This is a genomic window from Sphingomonas sp., from assembly GCF_035714405.1.
Classification (GTDB): Bacteria; Pseudomonadota; Alphaproteobacteria; order Sphingomonadales; family Sphingomonadaceae; genus Sphingomonas.
The window spans coordinates 133,055-150,715 of sequence record NZ_DASTMA010000015.1 but is presented as its reverse complement, the minus strand read 5'-3'; the positions used below and the strand labels follow the sequence as shown (position 1 = coordinate 150,715).

Here is a 17,661-nt window from a genome sequence, read left to right as displayed (position 1 = left end):
GCTGATCCAGGGTACGCAGCCGCGATTCACCATCGGCACGGTGAACACGGCCGAGTTCTTCCTGACCGTGACCATCTCCGCGACCTTCATCAGCCAGTTGGGATGGGAGGCTTTCACGCTGGCGACCGTCGGCCTGCTGATCGGTGGCGTGCTCGCGGCACCCCTGGGTGCGATCCTCGCCAAGCGGATCGACCCGCAGCGGCTCATGCTGATGGTCGGCACGGTCCTGACGCTCACCAGCCTGTTCGCGCTCTATCGGGCGATCTTCTGATCCCCGACCGGAGGAACCCTTGCATGCTCCGGGCCGTAATCGTCCCATGCTGAGATCATTGTTCCTTATCGGCGTCGCCGCGGCCTTGCTGGTCGGCTGCTCAACGCCTCCCAAGCGGCCAGAAACACCTGCTTCCGCGACGGTTGCCGCGGCCCTCACGGTCTCCACCTATGCCGCGACCAACGCGGCGCTGCCGACTCTGGCCCGGCTCGCCGCGGCGGCAGGCACCGCCGATCCATGGGCCGGAGCCGGTCCGTTCACCGTGTTCGCGCCGAGCGATGCCGCGTTTGCGCGCCTTGCCCCCGGTACGGTGGAGGCCCTGTTGAAGGTGGAGAACAGGCCGGTGCTTGTCCGGCTCCTCGGGTATCACGCGATTGCCGGTACGCTGACCGCCGCCGATCTGACGGCGCGCGTTACGGCGGGCAACGGACAGGCAATTCTGGTCACGCTGGCCGGTGATCCGCTGACCCTATCGGTGACGGAGGGGCATCTGACGCTGGCTGACGCGGACGGCAACAAGAGCTATGTCGAGACCGGCGACCTGCGGCAGTCAAACGGGATCGTCCATGTCGTCAACGGTGTGCTGGTGCCGAAGCCGGACTGAACCGGGCTCCTACTCCCAGCGAGCGGCCGCCAGATCGTCGGCGTGTCGCGCGTCGACCCAGGTGGCGGCACCGTCGCGGGTCTCCCGCTTCCAGAACGGCGCGTCGGTCTTCAGGCGATCGATGCAATAGGCGCAGGCCTCCAGCGCCGCAGAACGGTGTGGTGCGGCCGCCGCCACGAAGACGATCCGCTCGCCGGGGCGCATCGGGCCGACCCGGTGGACGATGCCGACATACAGGCACGACCACCGCTCCGCAGAAGTTTCGGCGACTGCCTCCAGCATGCGCTCGGTCCTGCCGGGCCAGTGCTCCAGTTCGAGGATATCGACGCCGTCGTCGGCGCGAACGAGCCCCGTGAAGGTTGCGACAGCTCCTGAGCCGAGCACCTCCGCGGCAGCGATCTCGGCTGCCGTGTCGATCGGATTCGGCGTGACACGGACGCTGATCATCCTCCGGTCACGGGTGGAAAGATCGCGATCTCATCCGCGGGCCCCAGCAGGGCATCCAGGGACACGAACACGCCGTCTGCGGCCGCCCGCAACCGCGTGCGATCAGCAAAGGCGTGCGCGTGCCCCTCGCTCCGTGCCGCCAGCCAGTCGACCAGCGCCGCCACTGTCTCGATCGCGGCGGGCGGCGAGACCTCTTCCTGGCCGGTGCCGATCCGCTCGCGCACCCAGGCGAAATAGAGCATCCGCACGATGCTTCAGTCCATATGTTTCAGGCCGACGCGCAGATAGTCCCAGCCGGTCACCAGCGTCAGCGCAGCCGCACCCCAGAGGCTGGCCAGCCCGACCCCGGCGATCCAATGCTGTTGCGGCAGTGCGCCGCCCAGGATCAGAGCGCCGAGCGAGACGAGTTGCAGCGTGGTCTTCCACTTGGCCAGCGTCGACACCGGCACCGAAACCTGGAGCTGCGCCAGGAACTCGCGCAGACCGGAAACGGCGATTTCGCGCAGCAGGATCACCAGCGCGGCGATCACGTGGATGCCCGGTATGTCGCCGCCCCTGACGAGCAGCAGGATCACCGCGGCGACCATGATCTTGTCGGCGATCGGATCGAGGAAGATCCCCAACCGTGACACCGCCCCGTTCGAGCGTGCGAGATAGCCATCGAAGTAATCGGTGATGCCCATCAGGCAGTACAGCGCGAACGCGATGCCGTACCCCACCGGCCATTGTGGCCACCAGAGCAGCGCCGCCAGCAGCGGGATCGCGACGATCCGCGACAGGGTCAGCAGGTTGGGCAGCGTCAACATCGTGGGGACGTCCTAACGCCGTCCGCTGCAAGGCGGAACCCGAATCCGGCGCCATCCGCTGCGAGGCGGAACCGCCCTCCGTCGCAGGAAGGAACCGGAGGTAGCCGTGGCGACGGCGCTCGGCTATGGCCACCCTCTCGCCAGTAGCCGGATCGTTCACCCGCATGATCAACGCCCTGGGGCTCCTGAAGCGCCGCCGCTTCCTGCCCCTGTTCGCGACTCAGTTCCTCGGCGCATTGAACGACAATCTGTTCAAGCAGGCGATGGTGCTGTTCGCGACGTACAGCATCTTCAGCGATGCCGCGAAGGAGCAGGGCTTCAACGCGCTGGCCACGGGCCTGTCGACGCTGCCCTTCCTGCTCTTCTCCGCGCTCGCCGGGCAACTCGCCGACGCGCACGACAAGGCGAGGATCATTCGCCTGGTGAAGACCGCGGAGATCGCGATCATGGCCGTGGGTGCCGCCGGCCTCGTGCTCGCGCAGCAGGGCTATACCACCATGGCGCTGGTCATGATGCTGGGCGCGGTGTTCCTGCTCGGGCTGCACTCCACCTTCTTCGGGCCGATCAAATACGCGATCCTGCCGCAGCATCTGGAACCGGACAACGTGCTGGCCGGCACCGGGCTGGTCGAGGCGGGGACCTATCTCGCCATCCTGATGGGCACGATCATCGCGGGCTATATCTCGAGCGAGGCGGCAGCCGTCGGCGTCATGATCGTAGCGGTGGTGGGCTGGTTCACCGGCCGGCGCGTCCCCCCGGCGCCGCGTCAGGGCGGCGCGATCAAGCTCGACTACAACCCGTTCACCGCCTCCTGGCGACTCGTGTCGGGGACGATGCACATTCCGCGGCTGTTCCTGGCGATCTGCTCGATCAGCTTCTTCTGGACGATCGGCGCGGTGCTGATCATCATCTTCCCGCCGCTCGTCAAGAACCTGCTGACCGCCACGCCCAACGTCGCCAGCCTGTTCACCGCGACCCTGTCGATCGGTATCGCGATCGGATCGGTGGTGATCAACACCATGCTCAAGGGGCACATCTCGGCGAAATATTCGCCCATGTCGGTCGTCGCTATGGGCATCAGCGTTGTCGCTTTCTCCCTCATCGTGCGCGCCTGGACGCCGGCGGCTCCCGGGCAGTTCTACGACTGGACGGACTTCATCGCCCAGCCTCTGGCCCTGGCCGTGCTGGCGGTGCTGCTGGCGATCGCGGCCACCGGGGGCATGTTCGTGGTGCCGCTCTACGCTTTCCTGACCACTACCGTCGAGAAGGACGAGACCGCGCGCACCGTGGCAGCGAACAACGTGGTAAATGCGCTGGCGATGACGGTCGGTGCGGTGGCGGTGATGGCGATCACGTCACTGGGCGTGACGCCGGAGGACATGCTGTTCGTGGTCGCCGGCATGTGCCTGGGCGCGGCGTGGCTGGCGCAGAAGCTGCACCGCGCCTGCGATTAGGGCGCCTGCGATCAAAAGATGAAGGTGTAGAAGCAGACGAAGAAGGCGGCGAAGCTCAGGAGGAAGAGCTTCACGTCGTGATCGTCGTCGTGCGGCTTCTCCTGCTCAACCCTCAGAACCTCGGCCGGCAAAGCACGGCGGAACGGATGAGGCTCGGGCGGCGTGAATGGGGGGCGACGGTGCAGCATGCTGCGACGTTAACGCGATCTTAAGCTTTCTGCCCATGGGCAAAGGTGGTTAAGTCCGCAGCGTCCGATTTCAGGACGAAGGCAGAAGGGTCAAACCATGAGCGTGGCGTTCCGTCGCGAGAGCGACGAGGAGCACAAGGAGCCGCGGTTCGAGCTGCCGCTGCCCTCCGGTCCCAATCTCGTAACAGCGCGCGGCCAGGACCTGATCGCAGAGCGGATCGCCGAGTTGGAAGCGCAGCTTTCGAGCGCGGACGCGGCGTCGGCCGAGGATATCCGCCGCTCGCTGCGCTATTGGCAGACGCGACGGACGACTGCGATCCTCACGCCACCGCCTGTCGATGGCACCATCGGCTTCGGCTCGGTCGTCGCGATCCTGCTCCACGGCAAGCCGCGCACGGTGGCGATCGTAGGCGACGACGAAGCTGATCCCAAAGTTGACGCCCTCGCCTTCTCCGCCCCCCTTGCCCGCGCGCTTATCGGCGCCGAAGTCGGTGATGTGCTACCCTTCGCGGCGCGGAACGATGCCATCGAGATCGTCTCGATCGACTGATCCTATTCAGCGGCGAGCAGCGCACCCTCGTCGACATCCGGCTCCTCTTCCGCCGCGACGCCTTTCTCCAGCCGTGCCTCGCCGGCGGCGAGGGCCGCGGCGTCCGCATCGGTGATGCCGAAGCGAGCCGCCACGTCAGGCGCGAAGCGCAGCAGGTCGGGGCGGAGGCGGAGCAGGCTCAGGTCCTTCGACTTGCCCTCCATCATCACGTCGAAGACCAATCCGTCCGCCATCCGCATGAAGGTCGCGAACTCGAACGGGTTGGTGAAATCGGCATGGCCGGTCCAGATCGGCGGGCGCAGCACCGTCTTCACGCGTGCGGTCGCCTTGACGGGGGCCTTAAGGAGCTCGCCCTTCTTCGCCTTTGCGGTGCCGGCGATCGCCGCCGCTCGCGCGCGGGGCGTGATCTTCTGCTTGATCTCGCGCAGCTCGGTACGTGGTGAAGAGAAATGGATCTTCGGTCGGACGCCAGTCGGCCAGCTCGCCAGAAACTTCTCCAGGGTCTCGCGCATGTCGAGCCTTTCGGGGTTCAGGCACCACATGTGCTGATAGTCGAAGATCAGCCGGACGCCGGTGCGCTCGTGGATCCACAGCACGTCCGTGCAGGAGAAGCGGATGTCGTCATTCTCCAGCACGATCCGCCGCTTCACGTGTTCCGGGCATTGCTCGTAGCCGGCGATCCAGCGCGCGCGGCTCGCCTCGCGGTCATCGTAGACGCCGCCGACGTGCGTGACCATCACCGCCTCGTCGTCCAGCTCCATCCGATCGAGCATCTCGGCCTGGCTCGACAGGTCCCAGATCGACTTGGCGGTCAGCTCCGGATCGGGCGCGTTGAGCAGCACATATTGGGACGGGTGGAACGACAGGCGGATGTCGTACTCGCGTGCCTTCTTCCCGAACGCACGCAACTCGGCGTCGCTGTCCTTCACCATGGAGTGGAACTGCGGCATGTCGGGGTGGGTGGCGTATGGCGCGATGTCCGACGACAGCCGGTACATGTCGAGCTTTTCCTTGCGCAGATAATCGAGCACCGGATCGAGCAGCTCCAGCGAGCATCTGAGGTGCGGGTTCTTCTGCCAGCGGCGGGTGTCCTGCGTCTTCAGGTCGGGACGGCCCATCACCTTGACGGGAAAGCCCAGGCGCAGGGAACGTGCGGGATCGGTCATGCGGGCACCTGCTGATCGGGAAAGCCGAGATCGGCGACGAAGGCGTTCCAGTCACCCGGACGCAGCGCGCCGCCGGTCGCCTGGGCGTGGCCGTTGCCATAGCGGCCGTCGGCGCCCGCCGGCCGATGCTCGGCCAGGAAACGGATGAGGTCGCGGCCGCTCGCCGATCGCGCGGCGAAGTGCACCCAGCCCGGGCGATAGCCGGTGTTGGCGGCGAGGACAATCTTGTCCTTCAGCCGCCCACGCCATTGCTGCGCGATCAGCGGGTGGATCTGGCAGGGCGAATCGAAGCGGATCAGCGCGACGTCGCCGACGATCTTGGGCGCGACCCGCCTGGCCGCATCCACCGCATGGCGCACCTCCACTTTGGCGGCGTGCAGTGCGCGGGCTTCGTCGCTCTCGCCTTTGGTGATCACCTTGGGTCCATCGCCCGTCAGGAGCAGGCTGAGCGCAGGTCCGGGGTCGGCTGCCGCCGTCCGCCGCGGCGCATTGACCAGAGACGTCGCATCGCGCAGCGCGGTCTTGCCCCAGCGCGCCTGGGCCTGCTCCAGCTCGGGCCAGTCCTCCGCCATGTCGCCGATCAGCCCGACGGCGGCGAGCCAGAGCAGGTCGTCCTGATCGCCGAGCGCCCCCGCCGCCCACCAGGCCAGCAACGCGCTGGTCGGCTCCGGTGACAGGCCGTTGCCGCTGATCGTCACGGCGTCTGCCGGCTCGCCGGTCGGCACGTGATGGTCGATCACGATCGTGGGGCAGCCCGGCAGCACGGGATCCGATCGGGTGCCGAGATCGGTGAGGATCAGCCCGCCGGGATCACGCGCCTTGAGCGCGGCCGTCACGCTCGCGTCCCACGGCGTCTCGCCCTTGCCGGTCGTCACCGCATCAGCCTGCCATCCGGCGGTGCGCAGCGCCCGCACGAGGATCGCCGCCGCCGTCAGCCCATCGGCATCGAAGTGGCTGAGCACGGCGATCGGCTTCGCCTGGTCGAAGCGGGAGAGCGCCTCACCGAACGCATCGCATGCCGCCAGGCGGGGCTCGGCAGCATGGGCTAGGGCTCCGATCATTCCCGCCCAACGAAGAAGGCGCCGGGCGGGTCCGCCGCTTCAGCCCCGAGAGGTTCGCCCGAGCCAGCCCTCGACCCGATCGGCAATCCGCCCCACCCGGCCGCGTGACCAGGCCACGCCGGCGTAGAAGGCCAGCGCCGCACGCGCCCAGCGGACATAGAGTTGCGGCCTGCGGAGCCGACGCGCGAGCGCGAAGACACGGTTGCTCCACGTCGCGATCGCATGGCGCGTGCGGTAGACGACTCGCCGCCGCAGGGGCAGCCCGCCCCCCGACGCTGCCACGCGCTTCCTGGGCCGCACTCCGGCTCGCGCCCAGGTAAGCCGATACGCCAGCCCTTCGCGCCGGTGCCGAAGTCCGGCCGCCTGCGTCTGTTCGACGTAGGCCGCATCGACCGGCTCCAGCGCCAGCCGCCCTTCAACGCGCGCCTGTTCCACGATCCGATGCAGCTCGGGCGAGCGCACCACCGCGACGTTGGTCCCGCGCCCGTCGGACGAGTGCGGTTCCACCCAGGCATCGCCGAACGACATGTCCGCCGTCTCGCCGACCACGTCGTCGCAGAAGTTGCACGCGCTCGCCTGGAAGAAGCCTGCGCCCCAATCGCCGTCGGCCAGGTTCCACCAGTCCTCGCCTGCGGTCTCACCGGACTTCAAGGCCAGATGCGCCCGATACCAGTTCGCCGGGCGGGCCGTATCTTTCAGCCGATAGTCGACCGCCTGCACCTCCTTGATGGCATGGCCGGTCTGCCAGGCGAAGCTCTCCACCAGCCGCGCGGACTTCATATGACCGCAGAACAGGCCCAGCGTGTGGGTGATGCGCTCGGCGAGCACCGGATCGGCGCGCCGCGCGAGGTGGACCGCCTTGATGAAGCAGGGAATGCCGACCACCGCATAGCGGCCGGGCGTCTTGCGGATCGTACGCAGCACATCCGACAGCTCGATCGGGTAATAGCGCGACTTGGCACCGCGGTTCAGATCGGCTGCCGTACGCGACACGGTGTAGCGGAAGAACCTGCCCCCGTTCGGGTCGGCAGGCACGACATGAGCGACCGCATCGATAAGATTGCTGCGCAGCAATTCCGCAGCAACCCACGTGACGAGACCTCCGGAAGACCCCTGCTCGCGGAACGGCGGCTCGGCCGCAGCGCCGACATAGGCGGCCTCGAACCGGCCGATGGCGGAGTGATGCGCGGGCGCCGCGGGGAAGCGGTCGGCCGCGATCGCATCCTCGTCCGGGGCCTTCGGCGAAAAGGGGCAGCGCCGCGAAAAGGCTTCGCTCCTGTCTGCGTACCAGCCTTCAGGTCCCTCCGGCTTGAGGAAGCCGTGCGGGTCCCAGCGCATCGTCGCATCGGGCTCGTCCGCCACGCACGAGCCGCAGCCGATGCACAGCCCGGATCGTACGATCTCGCGCGGCGAGACGCGCTCAGGCGAGCGCGGCATCGAGGAACGCGCGAGAGGTTTTTCGCATGACGGCGATGCGATCGGCGATCGCAGGCTCGAGGGGCGTGTCGAGCAATTCGCCGACGCGCTCGGGCGGCGTAGCCGCGGTGACCAGGCGGTGCTGCATGCCCAGCGCCGCGGCGAGGTCGCGGACCTTGTTCGAGCGATAGTCGCTCGGCGCGCTGACCAGCGGCTTGCCGTTGATAAGCGCGAAGACGCAGCCGTGGAAGAAATTGGTCACCACGGCATGTGCACCCGCCATCAGCGAAGCGAACTCCGCAGGTCCGGCATCCAGCCGCTGCTCGTCCGCCCAATCGTTGCGATAGCCGATGCTGATCAGCCGCACACCGGCCGCACCGGCCCATCGTTGGGCCGCCTTGGCCAGCCAGTCGGGCAGGCCATGGCCATAGATGACGGCGTAAGGGGTTGCTTCACCGGGATCACCGGCAACGACGACTTCCTGAAACTGAAGGCACGGGTCCAGCACCAGGGCCGGCTCCACACCACGAGCCTGCGTGACCATCCTATGCGAATTCGCATCGCGCACCGACACATGGTCGAAGTCGCGCAGCATGTCCGCCCAATGTTCATCCACGCCTTCGTCTGCATCGTGGTTGCCGAAACTGGCGGCGTACGACACCCGGCGCGCGGCATTCAGACCCCGGCCGAAAAAGAGCTGCTTGCCGCCGTACCAAGGGTGGCGGAAATTCCACACCTCGTCGCTGCCGACGACCACCGCGTCATAGGTGGGGCTGGCGCCCCATTCGTCCAGCGCGAAGCGTGGCGACAGGGGCAGCGCTTCGATGGCCGCTACGAACTTGCGCGCCTTGGCCTTCATCGCGGGCATGTCGCTCCGCGCCGTGCGGTGCGGTAGCGCGGGCTGCATGAGGCAACGCGCCTCCGCGCGGTTCACCGCCTCATCGTCGTGGTCGAGCAGCTCGGCGTCATGCCCCAGCGAGCGCAGCCCCTCCACCAGGCAGCGCGCCTGCCAGTAGGAGCCGTAGTTGAAGCAGCGATGAAAGGTGAGCACGCCGATCCGGCGCCGGTCTGCCGCGCTCACTCCGCCGCCTGTGCTTGCCGGCCATGGTCCGCATAGCTCTTTTCCTCGACCAGCGCGGAGCCGAGCCGTGCGTTGATCGCCCGTTTGATCGCGGCGCGCTCGTCGTTGCGCTGGTAGACGGACCGGGCGAGCGCGATGAACTCCTCGCCAAAGCGCCCGGCCCGATCCTCTACGCGGATCGCATCCTCGATCTCCCAGAGCGCTGCGTTCACGTCTCGAAGGTCACCGATCAAGTCTGTCAGGTCGACCCGCGCCGCGATCGGCGTCGCGATCTGCTCCAGCAGGCCGAGCTCGTGCGCTACATTCGCCTGAGCCGCGCGGCTGGCAATCCGTTCGCGCTTGATCTCCAGGATGGCGATCTTGTCGAGCAGTTCGCCCCACGAGACAGGGACATGAGGGATATCGTTCACGGATTCGTGCTTTCGGCCATGATCGCGGGGTAGCGGGCCGAGAGATCGTCCGCCACCTCCTCGATCACCGAACGCCAATCTCCGGGATACCGCTGATGATAGAGGCGCATCGTCGGATACCAGGCGGTCTCCCGCGCGCCGGGTGTCCAGCGCCAGTCGGGATCGGCCTTGAGCAGCAGCCAGGTCGGCCGTCCGAGCGCACCGGCCAGATGCGCGATCATCGTGTCGACGGTGATCACCAGCGCGCATCCGGCAACGAGTGCTGCCGTCTCGTCCAGATCGAACGGGCATCCTTCCGGGTTGAGCACGGGCAAGGCGCTAGGCTCCGCGACCAGCGTCAGCACCGGGCGGTCGGCACACAAGGGTGCGAGCAGTGCCGGCGGCACGCACCGCGCCGGGTCCCAGTCGCCCGCGTTGTAGCACAGCCCGATCGTTCCCTCCGGCAGGTCGGCGGGAGTCGCGCGCAGGTATGGAGACGGCGCCCGGGACGGCGGCTCGCGCAGGGCGAACGGCAGTTCCGTGATCTCCAGATCGCATGCGAAAGGTTTCGTGGGGTGTGCGTCATCGAACGGGATCAGTCGGTCGATGCACTCCATCTGCGCCAACATCCCGCACAGGCGCTGTTGCGCCTCTACCGTCAGCGATGCGGCGCGCGCCGCCAGCGTCGGCAGGTGGCGCGCGTACTGAAGGGTGTCGCCCAGACCATGGTAGCAGCGCACCAGCACGTCGCGCCCGTCGAACGATCGCCCGTCCCAGACCCATCGCTGATGATAGGGCAAGGCCGGATCGTCACGAGTCGCCGGGTCGCGCTTTGACAGGTCACGGTGGGAAAGCGCCCAGGCCCGTTCCCAGTCGCCTCCGCGCATCGCATCGGTCCAGGTTCGGGCGAGATCCGGCATGCGGCGCGACGAATGCAGCGACGCGGCACCCGGTTCCCTGCGGTCGCGTGCCGTCATGGTGCGATCGGGAGGCCCGCGGCGTCCCGGATCGTCCGGCCGAGCAGTCCGAAATCGCTCCCCCGCGCATCGCCCTTGCGCCAGGCGAGCACGATGCGCCGGGTGGCGTCCAGGCGTTCCAGCGGCCGTCCGATCACGCGCGTGCCGCCAAGGATGCCGGCGTCCACCGCCAGTTCGGGAAGCAGGGTGATCCCCAGGCCCGCATCGACCAGTTGCACCAGCGTGTGCAGCGTGGAGGCAACCAGTTGCGCCTCGGTCGCGCGGCGAGACAGGTCGCAGGCGGCGAGCGCCTGATCCTTGAGGCAATGACCGTCTTCGAGAAGCAGCAGCCGCGACGTGTCCAGTTCACCGGCGGCAGCGCTTGCGTCATCGTCGCGTGCGGCGAGCAGCAGCCGATCGCTGCCGATCGGGGCCGTGTCCACCAAACCGCACTCGACCGGGAGCGCGAGCAGCACGCAATCGATCGTCCCCTGCGCCAACGCGTCGCACGCCGCCCCGGTCAGCATCTCGCGGACGAACATCTGCATCCGCGGCCAGTCCCGCTCGATCGCCGGTAACAGCCGCGGCAGCAGGAACGGCGCGATCGTCGGGATCGCCGCAAGCCGCAGGGTGCCGGTGAGCGGCTCGCGCCGCGTCTGCGTCGCGGCGAGCAGGTCTTCGGCCGCACGCATCACGGTGCGCGCGCGGGTGACCACCTCTTCACCCGCCTCCGTAAACCGCACGCTGCGCTTGGAGCGCTCGACCAGTTGCGCGCCGAGCAGCCGCTCCAGCTCGGCGATGCCCACCGACAGCGTGGACTGGGTGACGAAGCACGCGGCGGCGGCGCGGCCGAAGTGGCCCTGCTCATGAAGGGCCAGCAGATAGCCGAGCTGCCGAAAGGAAGGAAGGGGAAGCAATCGTACGATCCGATGAACAATGATTACGTTAATTCATTGGACCGATTTGTTGCGAGCGTCCACCGGGAGGCATATTCCGCGCCTGAAGGAGACTGTCATGGCCGAAGCCGATCCGCACCAGAGCCCGATCAACGATCCCAAGAAGCAGCCCGCAGCCATGCGCAAGCTGCTCGGCCAGACTGCCAAGGACTGGTGGCCAGAGACCCTGTCACTGGGCATCCTGCATCAGAAGGGAAAGTCGTCCAACCCGTATGGCGACGAGTTCAACTACGGCAAGGCCTTCAAGGAGCTCGACTATTTCGCGGTCAAGAAGGACCTGACCGCGCTGATGACCGACAGCCAGCCCTGGTGGCCCGCCGATTATGGTCATTACGGCCCGTTCTTCATCCGCATGGCGTGGCACTCGGCCGGCACCTATCGCACCGGCGACGGCCGCGGCGGCTCGGCGGCCGGGCAGCAGCGTTTCGCGCCGCTCAACAGCTGGCCTGATAACGGCAACCTCGACAAGGCGCGTCGCCTGCTCTGGCCGATCAAGCAGAAGTACGGCGCGGCGCTCTCCTGGGCCGACCTGTTCATCCTCACCGGCAACGTCGCGATCGAGTCGATGGGCGGCCCGACCTTCGGCTTCGGCGGCGGTCGCAAGGACATCTTCCAGCCCGAGGAGGACATCTACTGGGGCACTGAGGAGGAATGGCTCGGCCAGACGCGCATCGACGAGGAGGCCGGCCTGGCGCTGGAAAGCCCGCTGGCCGCGATCCAGCACGGTCTGATCTACGTCAATCCGGAAGGGCCGGGCGGCAAGCCCGATCCGGTCGGCTCGGCGCGCGACATGAAGGAAACCTTCAGCCGCATGGGCATGAACGACGAGGAGACGGCGGCGCTGGTCGTCGGCGGCCACACCTTCGGCAAGGCGCACGGCGCCGGCGACGCGTCCAAGGTCGGCAAGGAGCCGGAGGCGGGCGCGATCACGCAGATGGGCCTCGGCTGGGCGTCGGAGCATGAGAGCGGCATGGGCGACCACACCATCACCTCCGGCCTGGAGGGTGCATGGACGCCGACACCGACGACCTGGGACATGACCTATTTCGACATGCTGCTCGACCATGAATACGAGCTGGTGAAGAGCCCGGCCGGTGCGTGGCAGTGGCAGCCCGCAGGCAGCCCGGAAGAGACGCTGGCGCCGGCCGCGCACACGCCGGGCAAGAAGGTACCGACGATGATGTCGACCGCCGACATGGCGCTGAAGGTCGACCCGGCTTATCGCCAGGTGCTGGAGAAGTTCCGGGCGGACCCGGTGTACTTCGGCGACGCCTGGGCGCGCGCCTGGTTCAAGCTGTGCCATCGCGACATGGGACCCAAGGCGCGTTACCTTGGGCCGGAAGTGCCGGCGGAGGACCTGATCTGGCAGGACCCAATCCCCAAAGCCGACTATCGCCAGATCGAGGCGGGCGACGTGACCGCGCTCAAGCAGGCGATCGCCAATTCGGGCCTGGAGATCGCCGAGCTGGTGACCACCGCCTGGGCGTCGGCATCGACCTTCCGCGGTTCGGATAAGCGCGGCGGCGCCAATGGCGCGCGCATCCGGCTGGCGCCGCAAAAGGACTGGGAGGTCAACCAGCCCGAGCAGCTTGCCCGCGTGCTGGGCGTCTATGAGGGCATCAAGGCCGAGTTCGACGGCAAGGCGCAGGACGGCAAGAAGGTGTCGCTAGCGGACTTGATCGTGCTCGGCGGCGCGGTCGGTATCGAGGCGGCGGCGAAGGCGGCCAGCAAGACGATCGAGGTGCCCTTCGTGCCCGGTCGTACCGATGCCACGGCCGAGCAGACCGATGTCGAGGGTTTTGCGGTGCTCGAGCCCAAGGCGGACGGCTTTCGCAATTACCTCCAGGTGCGCTTCAACGTGCCGACCGAGGAGCTGCTGGTCGACCGGGCGCAGCTGCTGCAGCTGTCGGCGCCGGAGATGACGGTGCTGGTCGGCGGCCTGCGGGTGCTGGGCGCCAATCACGACAAGGCAAAGGCGCATGGCGTCTTCACCGATCGGCCGGGAACGCTGACCAACGACTTCTTCGTCCACCTGCTCGACATGGGCACCCAGTGGAAGGAGGTCGACGAGAGCGGCGATCAGGAGTTCACCGGCAGCAACCGTGAGACCGGCGAGCAGAAGTGGACCGCGTCGCGCACCGACCTGGTGTTCGGCTCCAACTCGCAGCTGCGGGCGATCGCCGAGGTCTATGCCTCGGCCGACGCGGGCGACAAGTTCGTCGCCGACTTCGTGCACGCGTGGAACAAGGTGATGAACGCGGACCGCTTCGACCTGAGCGATCCGAAGCTGCATGCGCCGGAGGAAGCTGCCGGCTAAGCTTTGTCACGGGTAAAAGGTGGAGCCGTCGAGGGAGACCTCGGCGGCTCTCTTTTGTTCGGGCCCGCCCCCGCCTATCTTGCCAACTATGCTCAAGCACGTCCTGCGCGTCGCCGCGATCTTCGTCCTGATCCTCGTTGCCGTCGGTGTATATCTCGGCTGGCCGGACACGGCTAAGCTGGACGTGGCGGCGGTGGCGGGCACCAAGCCCACCATCTCCGCGCCCCGGCGCCAGATGATTCCGACGGTCAAGGTCGCCCATGTGGTCGGCTGGAAGGCCAGCGAGGCCCCGACGCCAGCCGCCGGCCTGAGCGTGCAGCCATTCGCGCGCGGCCTCGACCATCCGCGCTGGCTGTATCGTCTGCCCAATGGTGACGTGCTGGTGGCCGAGACCAACTCGCCCCCGCGCGAGGGTGGTGGCGTCACCGGCGTGGTCATGAAGGCGCTGATGAGCAAGGCCGGCGCGGGCGTGCCGTCCGCTAACCGGATCACCCTGCTGCGTGACGCGGATGGCGACGGTGTCGCGGAGTTAAAGACGCCGTTCCTAACCGGGCTCAACTCGCCGTTCGGCATGACGTTGCTGAACGGGCAGCTCTACATCGCCAACACCGATGCAGTTGTACGCGTGCCCTATACGGACGGCGCGACGCGGATCACGTTGCGGCCGGAGCAGGTAGTCAAGCTGCCCGGCGGGGGCAATCACTGGACGCGCGGCATGGTCGCGTCGCCCGACGGCAAACGGCTGTTCGTCAGTGTCGGCTCCGCCTCCAACATCGCCGAGAAGGGCTTGGACGCCGAGCGCGGGCGGGCGATGATCGTCGAGGTCGCGCCCGAGACCAAGACGATGCGGATCTGGGCGGCGGGGCTGCGCAACCCGGTCGGGCTCGCGATCAACCCGGCGAGCAAACAGCTCTGGGCGGTGGTCAACGAGCGGGACATGCTCGGCTCCGACCTCGCGCCAGATTACCTGACGGGCGTTTCGTTCGGCGACCATTTCGGCTGGCCCTGGTATTATTGGGGCGGCTATCCCGACACCCGCGTGAAACCGAAGAACGAGCCGCTGCAGGAATATTCCAAGCGGCCGGACTATGCGATGGGACCGCATGTCGCGGCGCTGGGGCTGGCGTTCTCCGATCAGGTCAGGCTCGGCGGACGCTTCGCCAGCGGCGCGTTCGTCGGCGAGCACGGATCTTGGAACCGCAAGCCGGTGTCGGGCTACAAGGTGTCGTTCGTGCCTTTCGGCGGCAACGGCTTCCCCGTGCCGAACGCCAAGCCAGTGGACGTGCTGACCGGCTTCCTCGACGCCGAGGGCAACGCGCGCGGCCGCCCGGTGGGCGTGATCGGTGACAGAGCGGGCGCGCTGCTGGTCGCGGATGATGTTGGCAACGTCATTTGGCGCGTAGCGCCGGTGCAACGGGCGGCGGCTAGGTAGCACTTCCTCCCCGGCGGACGCCGGGCCCAGACGCGCCGTGCGCAGCCTTGAATGCAGGGCAATCGAAAGATCGCACCTGGGCCCCGGCTTCCGCCGGGGAAGGTGGATATTTTGGACGGGGCTTCACTTCAGCAGCTTCGGCCCCTGCGACTCGATCGCCGCCTTGATCGGTCCCGCCAACATGCCGAGGAGCCCAGGCAAGTCGACGACCGCATGGACGTGGTTGTCGTAGACCGTGGTGGTACAGGCGATCTGCTGGCCCATCGCGCCGACCGTGAAGTGCATGGTGTCGCCTTCCCAGCGGTGCTGCACGGTCGCCCCGCCGGGGATGTTATCGCCGAGCTTGCCGATCTTGCGGTCCAGGCGGTCGCGGATGCCGTCCTTGCCGAGCTGGTGGGGGATGTCGACGGTGAGCGGTTGGGTCATGGGAAATCCTTACTTCGCGAACAGCTGGCTGTCGTCGCCGAACGCCTTGAACTCGAGCGCGTTGCCGCTGGGGTCGTGGAAGAACATCGTCGCCTGCTGGCCGACTTGCCCGGCGAAGCGGACGTGCGGCTCGATGCCGAAGGATATGCCGGCGGCACCAACCCGCTCCGCGAGCGCCTCCCAATCCGCCATCGTCAGCACCACCCCGAAATGCGGCACGGGGACGTCATGGCCGTCGACGGGGTTGCTGTGGGCGAACGGCTTGGCCGCAGGCGAGAGGTGCGCGACGATCTGGTGCCCGAACAGGTCGAAGTCGATCCACTGATCCGACGAGCGTCCCTCCGGACAGCCGAGCGTCCCGCCGTAAAAGGCGCGCGCGGCGGCGAGATCGTGGACGGGAAAGGCGAAGTGAAAAGGGCGGAGCATGGGCCGTGCCTAGCACCGCAACCCTCCCCGGCGGAAGCCGGGGTCCAGTCGCGCCGCGTGCGGCCGCACTGAACGCCTTTCGTGAGCACGGGCCTGGGCCCCGGCCTTCGCCGCGAGGATGAGAGGACGTCAGGGTGGAATCCTTTCCACGCCGCCCCCATAGACCCGCAGTGCGCGCCCCTAACTTGCTCTCGCTCCTCCTCGGCGCCGTCGCCGCGCTCGGCTTCGCGCCGCTGGAGCTGTGGCCGCTGACGCTACTGGCGTTGGCGGGATGGCTGATGCTCGTCCACGCCGCTCCTACCTGGCGGGCGGCGGCCTGGCGCGGCTGGGCGTTCGGGGTCGGTCATTTCGCGATCAACAACAACTGGATCCAGCACGCCTTCGACTTCCAGGACGCGATGCCGCCGGTGCTCGGCTATATCGCGCCGCTCGCGCTCGCGCTGTACCTGGCCGTCTTTCCCACCATCGCGGCACTGATCGCCTGGCGGTTCAGGGGGGAGCGTCCCGACACCGGCTTCGCGCTGGCGGCGGGGGCGGCGTGGATCGCCAGCGAGTGGCTGCGGAGCTGGCTGTTCACCGGGTACATCTGGGATCCGGTCGCGACGATCTGGGTTCCGGTCCCGCTGGCGGCGAGCGGGGCGGCCTGGATCGGCACCTATGCGCTGGGCGGGGTGACCGTCATGATCGCAGGGCTGCTCCTGCTGCTGGTGCAGGGTCGCTGGCAGCCGATCGCGGCGGCGGTTTCGCTGGCCATCCCCCTGCTGGTGGCCGGAAGCGTGATCGCCAACCCGCCCATCACGCAGCCCACCTATCCTGCAGACTACCCTCGCCTGGTCGTGGTCCAGCCCAACATCGGCAACGACCAGCGCCTTCAACAGACGCAGGAACGGACGCTGGCGGCACTGATCCGCCTGTCGGGGCGACTAGGCCCCGCACCCAGACTCGTCGTCTGGCCGGAGGGGTTGGTCTATGACCTGCTCGAAAGCGGCTATCCCGACGGTTGGTACGCTGGCCGGCCTGCCGAGTGGGTGCGGGCGCGCATCGCGCGGGTGCTCGGGGCGCGCGACATGCTGATGACCAATGCGACGACGCTGGCGTTTGACAAGGACGGCGAGCTTGCCGGCGCCGGCAACTCGGTACTGGCGATCGCCCCGAAAGGCGCGCTGGTCGGACGCTACGACAAAGCGCACCTCGTACCCTATGGCGAGTATCTGCCGATGCCCTGGCTGTTGAAGCCGCTGGGGTTGGAGCAGCTCGTGCCCGGCGGCATGGATTTCACCCCCGGCCCCGGTCCTCGCAACATCGACGTGCCGGGCATCGGCGCGGTCGGCATCCAGGTCTGCTACGAGATCATCTTCTCCGGCCAGGTCGTCGATCGCGCAAGCCGCCCGCGCCTGTTGTTCAACCCCTCCAACGACGCCTGGTTCGGGGCCTGGGGGCCGCCGCAGCACCTGGCGCAGGCGCGGCTGCGGGCGATCGAGGAAGGGCTGCCGATCGTGCGCGCGACGCCGACCGGTATCTCGGCGGTGATCGGCGCCGATGGAGCGCTGCTGGCGCAAATCCCGCTCGGCAAGGCGGCCGCGATCGAGGTGCCGCTGCCGCGGGCGCTGGCGCCGACGCTGTTCTCGCGACTCGGCAACTGGCTGGCGCTGATCGTCGCGGGGCTGCTCGCCGCCGGAGCCGTTGCGTTGCGGCGACGCGCCCGCTAGGCGGAT

General features: G+C 67.9%; 20 protein-coding genes. 7 read left to right on the top strand and 13 right to left on the bottom strand.

Annotated features, from left to right (window positions below; genetic code table 11):
• Together VFQ64_RS06315 and VFQ64_RS06310 are read left to right on the top strand one after the other, a co-directional pair.
• The coding region (locus VFQ64_RS06315) for a TSUP family transporter (protein ID WP_325102448.1) at nucleotides 1-271 on the top strand (271 nt) is incomplete at its 5' end.
• A gap of 58 nt (nucleotides 272-329) precedes the next feature.
• Entirely contained in the window at nucleotides 330-875 is a 546-nt protein-coding gene (locus VFQ64_RS06310) for a fasciclin domain-containing protein (protein WP_325102447.1), read from the top strand.
• 9 nt (nucleotides 876-884) lie between these two features.
• On the opposite strand, the gene VFQ64_RS06305 is transcribed toward VFQ64_RS06310, so the two are convergent.
• From VFQ64_RS06305 to pgsA, 3 genes are read right to left on the bottom strand one after another with little or no spacing between them, the layout of a single operon-like run.
• A complete protein-coding gene (locus VFQ64_RS06305) occupies nucleotides 885-1,322 on the bottom strand; it encodes a molybdenum cofactor biosynthesis protein MoaE (RefSeq protein WP_325102446.1) in 438 nt (145 codons plus the stop codon).
• On the bottom strand, nucleotides 1,319-1,564 hold the full coding sequence (gene moaD, locus VFQ64_RS06300) for a molybdopterin converting factor subunit 1 (RefSeq protein WP_325102459.1): 246 nt from the start codon (nucleotides 1,562-1,564) through the stop codon (nucleotides 1,319-1,321). Before moaD ends, VFQ64_RS06305 begins: the two co-directional genes overlap by 4 nt.
• A gap of 12 nt (nucleotides 1,565-1,576) precedes the next feature.
• Nucleotides 1,577-2,128, bottom strand: coding sequence for a CDP-diacylglycerol--glycerol-3-phosphate 3-phosphatidyltransferase (pgsA, locus tag VFQ64_RS06295; RefSeq protein ID WP_325102445.1), 552 nt, complete (start codon nucleotides 2,126-2,128; stop codon nucleotides 1,577-1,579).
• A 164-nt stretch (nucleotides 2,129-2,292) separates the two neighbouring features.
• On the opposite strand from pgsA, the gene VFQ64_RS06290 reads away from it, so the two are divergent.
• Complete coding sequence (locus VFQ64_RS06290) at nucleotides 2,293-3,582, top strand: MFS transporter (RefSeq protein ID WP_325102444.1); 1,290 nt, start codon at nucleotides 2,293-2,295, stop codon at nucleotides 3,580-3,582.
• An 11-nt stretch (nucleotides 3,583-3,593) separates the two neighbouring features.
• On the opposite strand, the gene VFQ64_RS06285 is transcribed toward VFQ64_RS06290, so the two are convergent.
• A complete protein-coding gene (locus VFQ64_RS06285) occupies nucleotides 3,594-3,770 on the bottom strand; it encodes a hypothetical protein (RefSeq protein WP_325102443.1) in 177 nt (58 codons plus the stop codon).
• Between the two features lie 97 nt (nucleotides 3,771-3,867).
• Here VFQ64_RS06285 and VFQ64_RS06280 point away from each other — a divergent pair, with 97 nt between their 5' ends.
• Complete coding sequence (locus VFQ64_RS06280; protein ID WP_325102442.1) at nucleotides 3,868-4,320, top strand: GreA/GreB family elongation factor; 453 nt, start codon at nucleotides 3,868-3,870, stop codon at nucleotides 4,318-4,320.
• Nucleotides 4,321-4,322: 2 nt separating this feature from the next.
• Here VFQ64_RS06280 and uvsE read toward each other — a convergent pair whose 3' ends face one another.
• The 7 genes from uvsE to VFQ64_RS06245 are packed head-to-tail and all read right to left on the bottom strand — an operon-like array spanning nucleotide 4,323 to nucleotide 11,306.
• Nucleotides 4,323-5,486, bottom strand: a complete 1,164-nt coding sequence (uvsE, locus tag VFQ64_RS06275) for a UV DNA damage repair endonuclease UvsE (protein ID WP_325102441.1) — start codon at nucleotides 5,484-5,486, stop codon at nucleotides 4,323-4,325.
• Entirely contained in the window at nucleotides 5,483-6,547 is a 1,065-nt protein-coding gene (locus VFQ64_RS06270; RefSeq protein ID WP_325102440.1) for a phosphoesterase, read from the bottom strand. Before VFQ64_RS06270 ends, uvsE begins: the two co-directional genes overlap by 4 nt.
• A 39-nt stretch (nucleotides 6,548-6,586) precedes the next feature.
• Nucleotides 6,587-7,984 (bottom strand): Coenzyme F420 hydrogenase/dehydrogenase, beta subunit C-terminal domain, encoded by a 1,398-nt coding sequence (locus VFQ64_RS06265; protein WP_325102439.1) that lies wholly within the window; start codon nucleotides 7,982-7,984, stop codon nucleotides 6,587-6,589.
• Nucleotides 7,968-9,044 (bottom strand): polysaccharide pyruvyl transferase family protein, encoded by a 1,077-nt coding sequence (locus VFQ64_RS06260; protein WP_325102438.1) that lies wholly within the window; start codon nucleotides 9,042-9,044, stop codon nucleotides 7,968-7,970. Before VFQ64_RS06260 ends, VFQ64_RS06265 begins: the two co-directional genes overlap by 17 nt.
• Nucleotides 9,041-9,454: a DUF6165 family protein gene (locus VFQ64_RS06255; protein WP_325102437.1), complete on the bottom strand. Its 414-nt coding sequence runs from the start codon at nucleotides 9,452-9,454 to the stop codon at nucleotides 9,041-9,043. Before VFQ64_RS06255 ends, VFQ64_RS06260 begins: the two co-directional genes overlap by 4 nt.
• Nucleotides 9,451-10,353: a glycosyltransferase family 9 protein gene (locus VFQ64_RS06250; RefSeq protein ID WP_325102436.1), complete on the bottom strand. Its 903-nt coding sequence runs from the start codon at nucleotides 10,351-10,353 to the stop codon at nucleotides 9,451-9,453. The genes VFQ64_RS06255 and VFQ64_RS06250 overlap by 4 nt, the downstream gene beginning before the upstream one ends.
• Before the next feature lie 53 nt (nucleotides 10,354-10,406).
• Nucleotides 10,407-11,306 (bottom strand): hydrogen peroxide-inducible genes activator, encoded by a 900-nt coding sequence (locus VFQ64_RS06245; protein WP_325102435.1) that lies wholly within the window; start codon nucleotides 11,304-11,306, stop codon nucleotides 10,407-10,409.
• Between the two features lie 97 nt (nucleotides 11,307-11,403).
• On the opposite strand from VFQ64_RS06245, the gene katG reads away from it, so the two are divergent.
• Nucleotides 11,404-13,662 carry a catalase/peroxidase HPI gene (katG, locus tag VFQ64_RS06240; RefSeq protein ID WP_325102434.1) on the top strand — a complete coding sequence of 753 codons (2,259 nt, stop codon included), beginning with the start codon at nucleotides 11,404-11,406 and terminating at the stop codon, nucleotides 13,660-13,662.
• An 88-nt stretch (nucleotides 13,663-13,750) separates the two neighbouring features.
• Nucleotides 13,751-15,094, top strand: a complete 1,344-nt coding sequence (locus tag VFQ64_RS06235) for a sorbosone dehydrogenase family protein (RefSeq protein WP_325102433.1) — start codon at nucleotides 13,751-13,753, stop codon at nucleotides 15,092-15,094.
• 123 nt (nucleotides 15,095-15,217) lie between these two features.
• On the opposite strand, the gene VFQ64_RS06230 is transcribed toward VFQ64_RS06235, so the two are convergent.
• Complete coding sequence (locus VFQ64_RS06230) at nucleotides 15,218-15,520, bottom strand: polyhydroxyalkanoic acid system family protein (RefSeq protein WP_325102432.1); 303 nt, start codon at nucleotides 15,518-15,520, stop codon at nucleotides 15,218-15,220.
• Nucleotides 15,521-15,529: 9 nt separating this feature from the next.
• Nucleotides 15,530-15,946 (bottom strand): VOC family protein, encoded by a 417-nt coding sequence (locus tag VFQ64_RS06225; protein WP_325102431.1) that lies wholly within the window; start codon nucleotides 15,944-15,946, stop codon nucleotides 15,530-15,532.
• A 170-nt stretch (nucleotides 15,947-16,116) separates the two neighbouring features.
• Between VFQ64_RS06225 and lnt the strand changes: the two genes are divergently transcribed.
• Nucleotides 16,117-17,655: an apolipoprotein N-acyltransferase gene (gene lnt, locus VFQ64_RS06220; protein ID WP_325102430.1), complete on the top strand. Its 1,539-nt coding sequence runs from the start codon at nucleotides 16,117-16,119 to the stop codon at nucleotides 17,653-17,655.
• Nucleotides 17,656-17,661 lie beyond the last annotated feature (6 nt).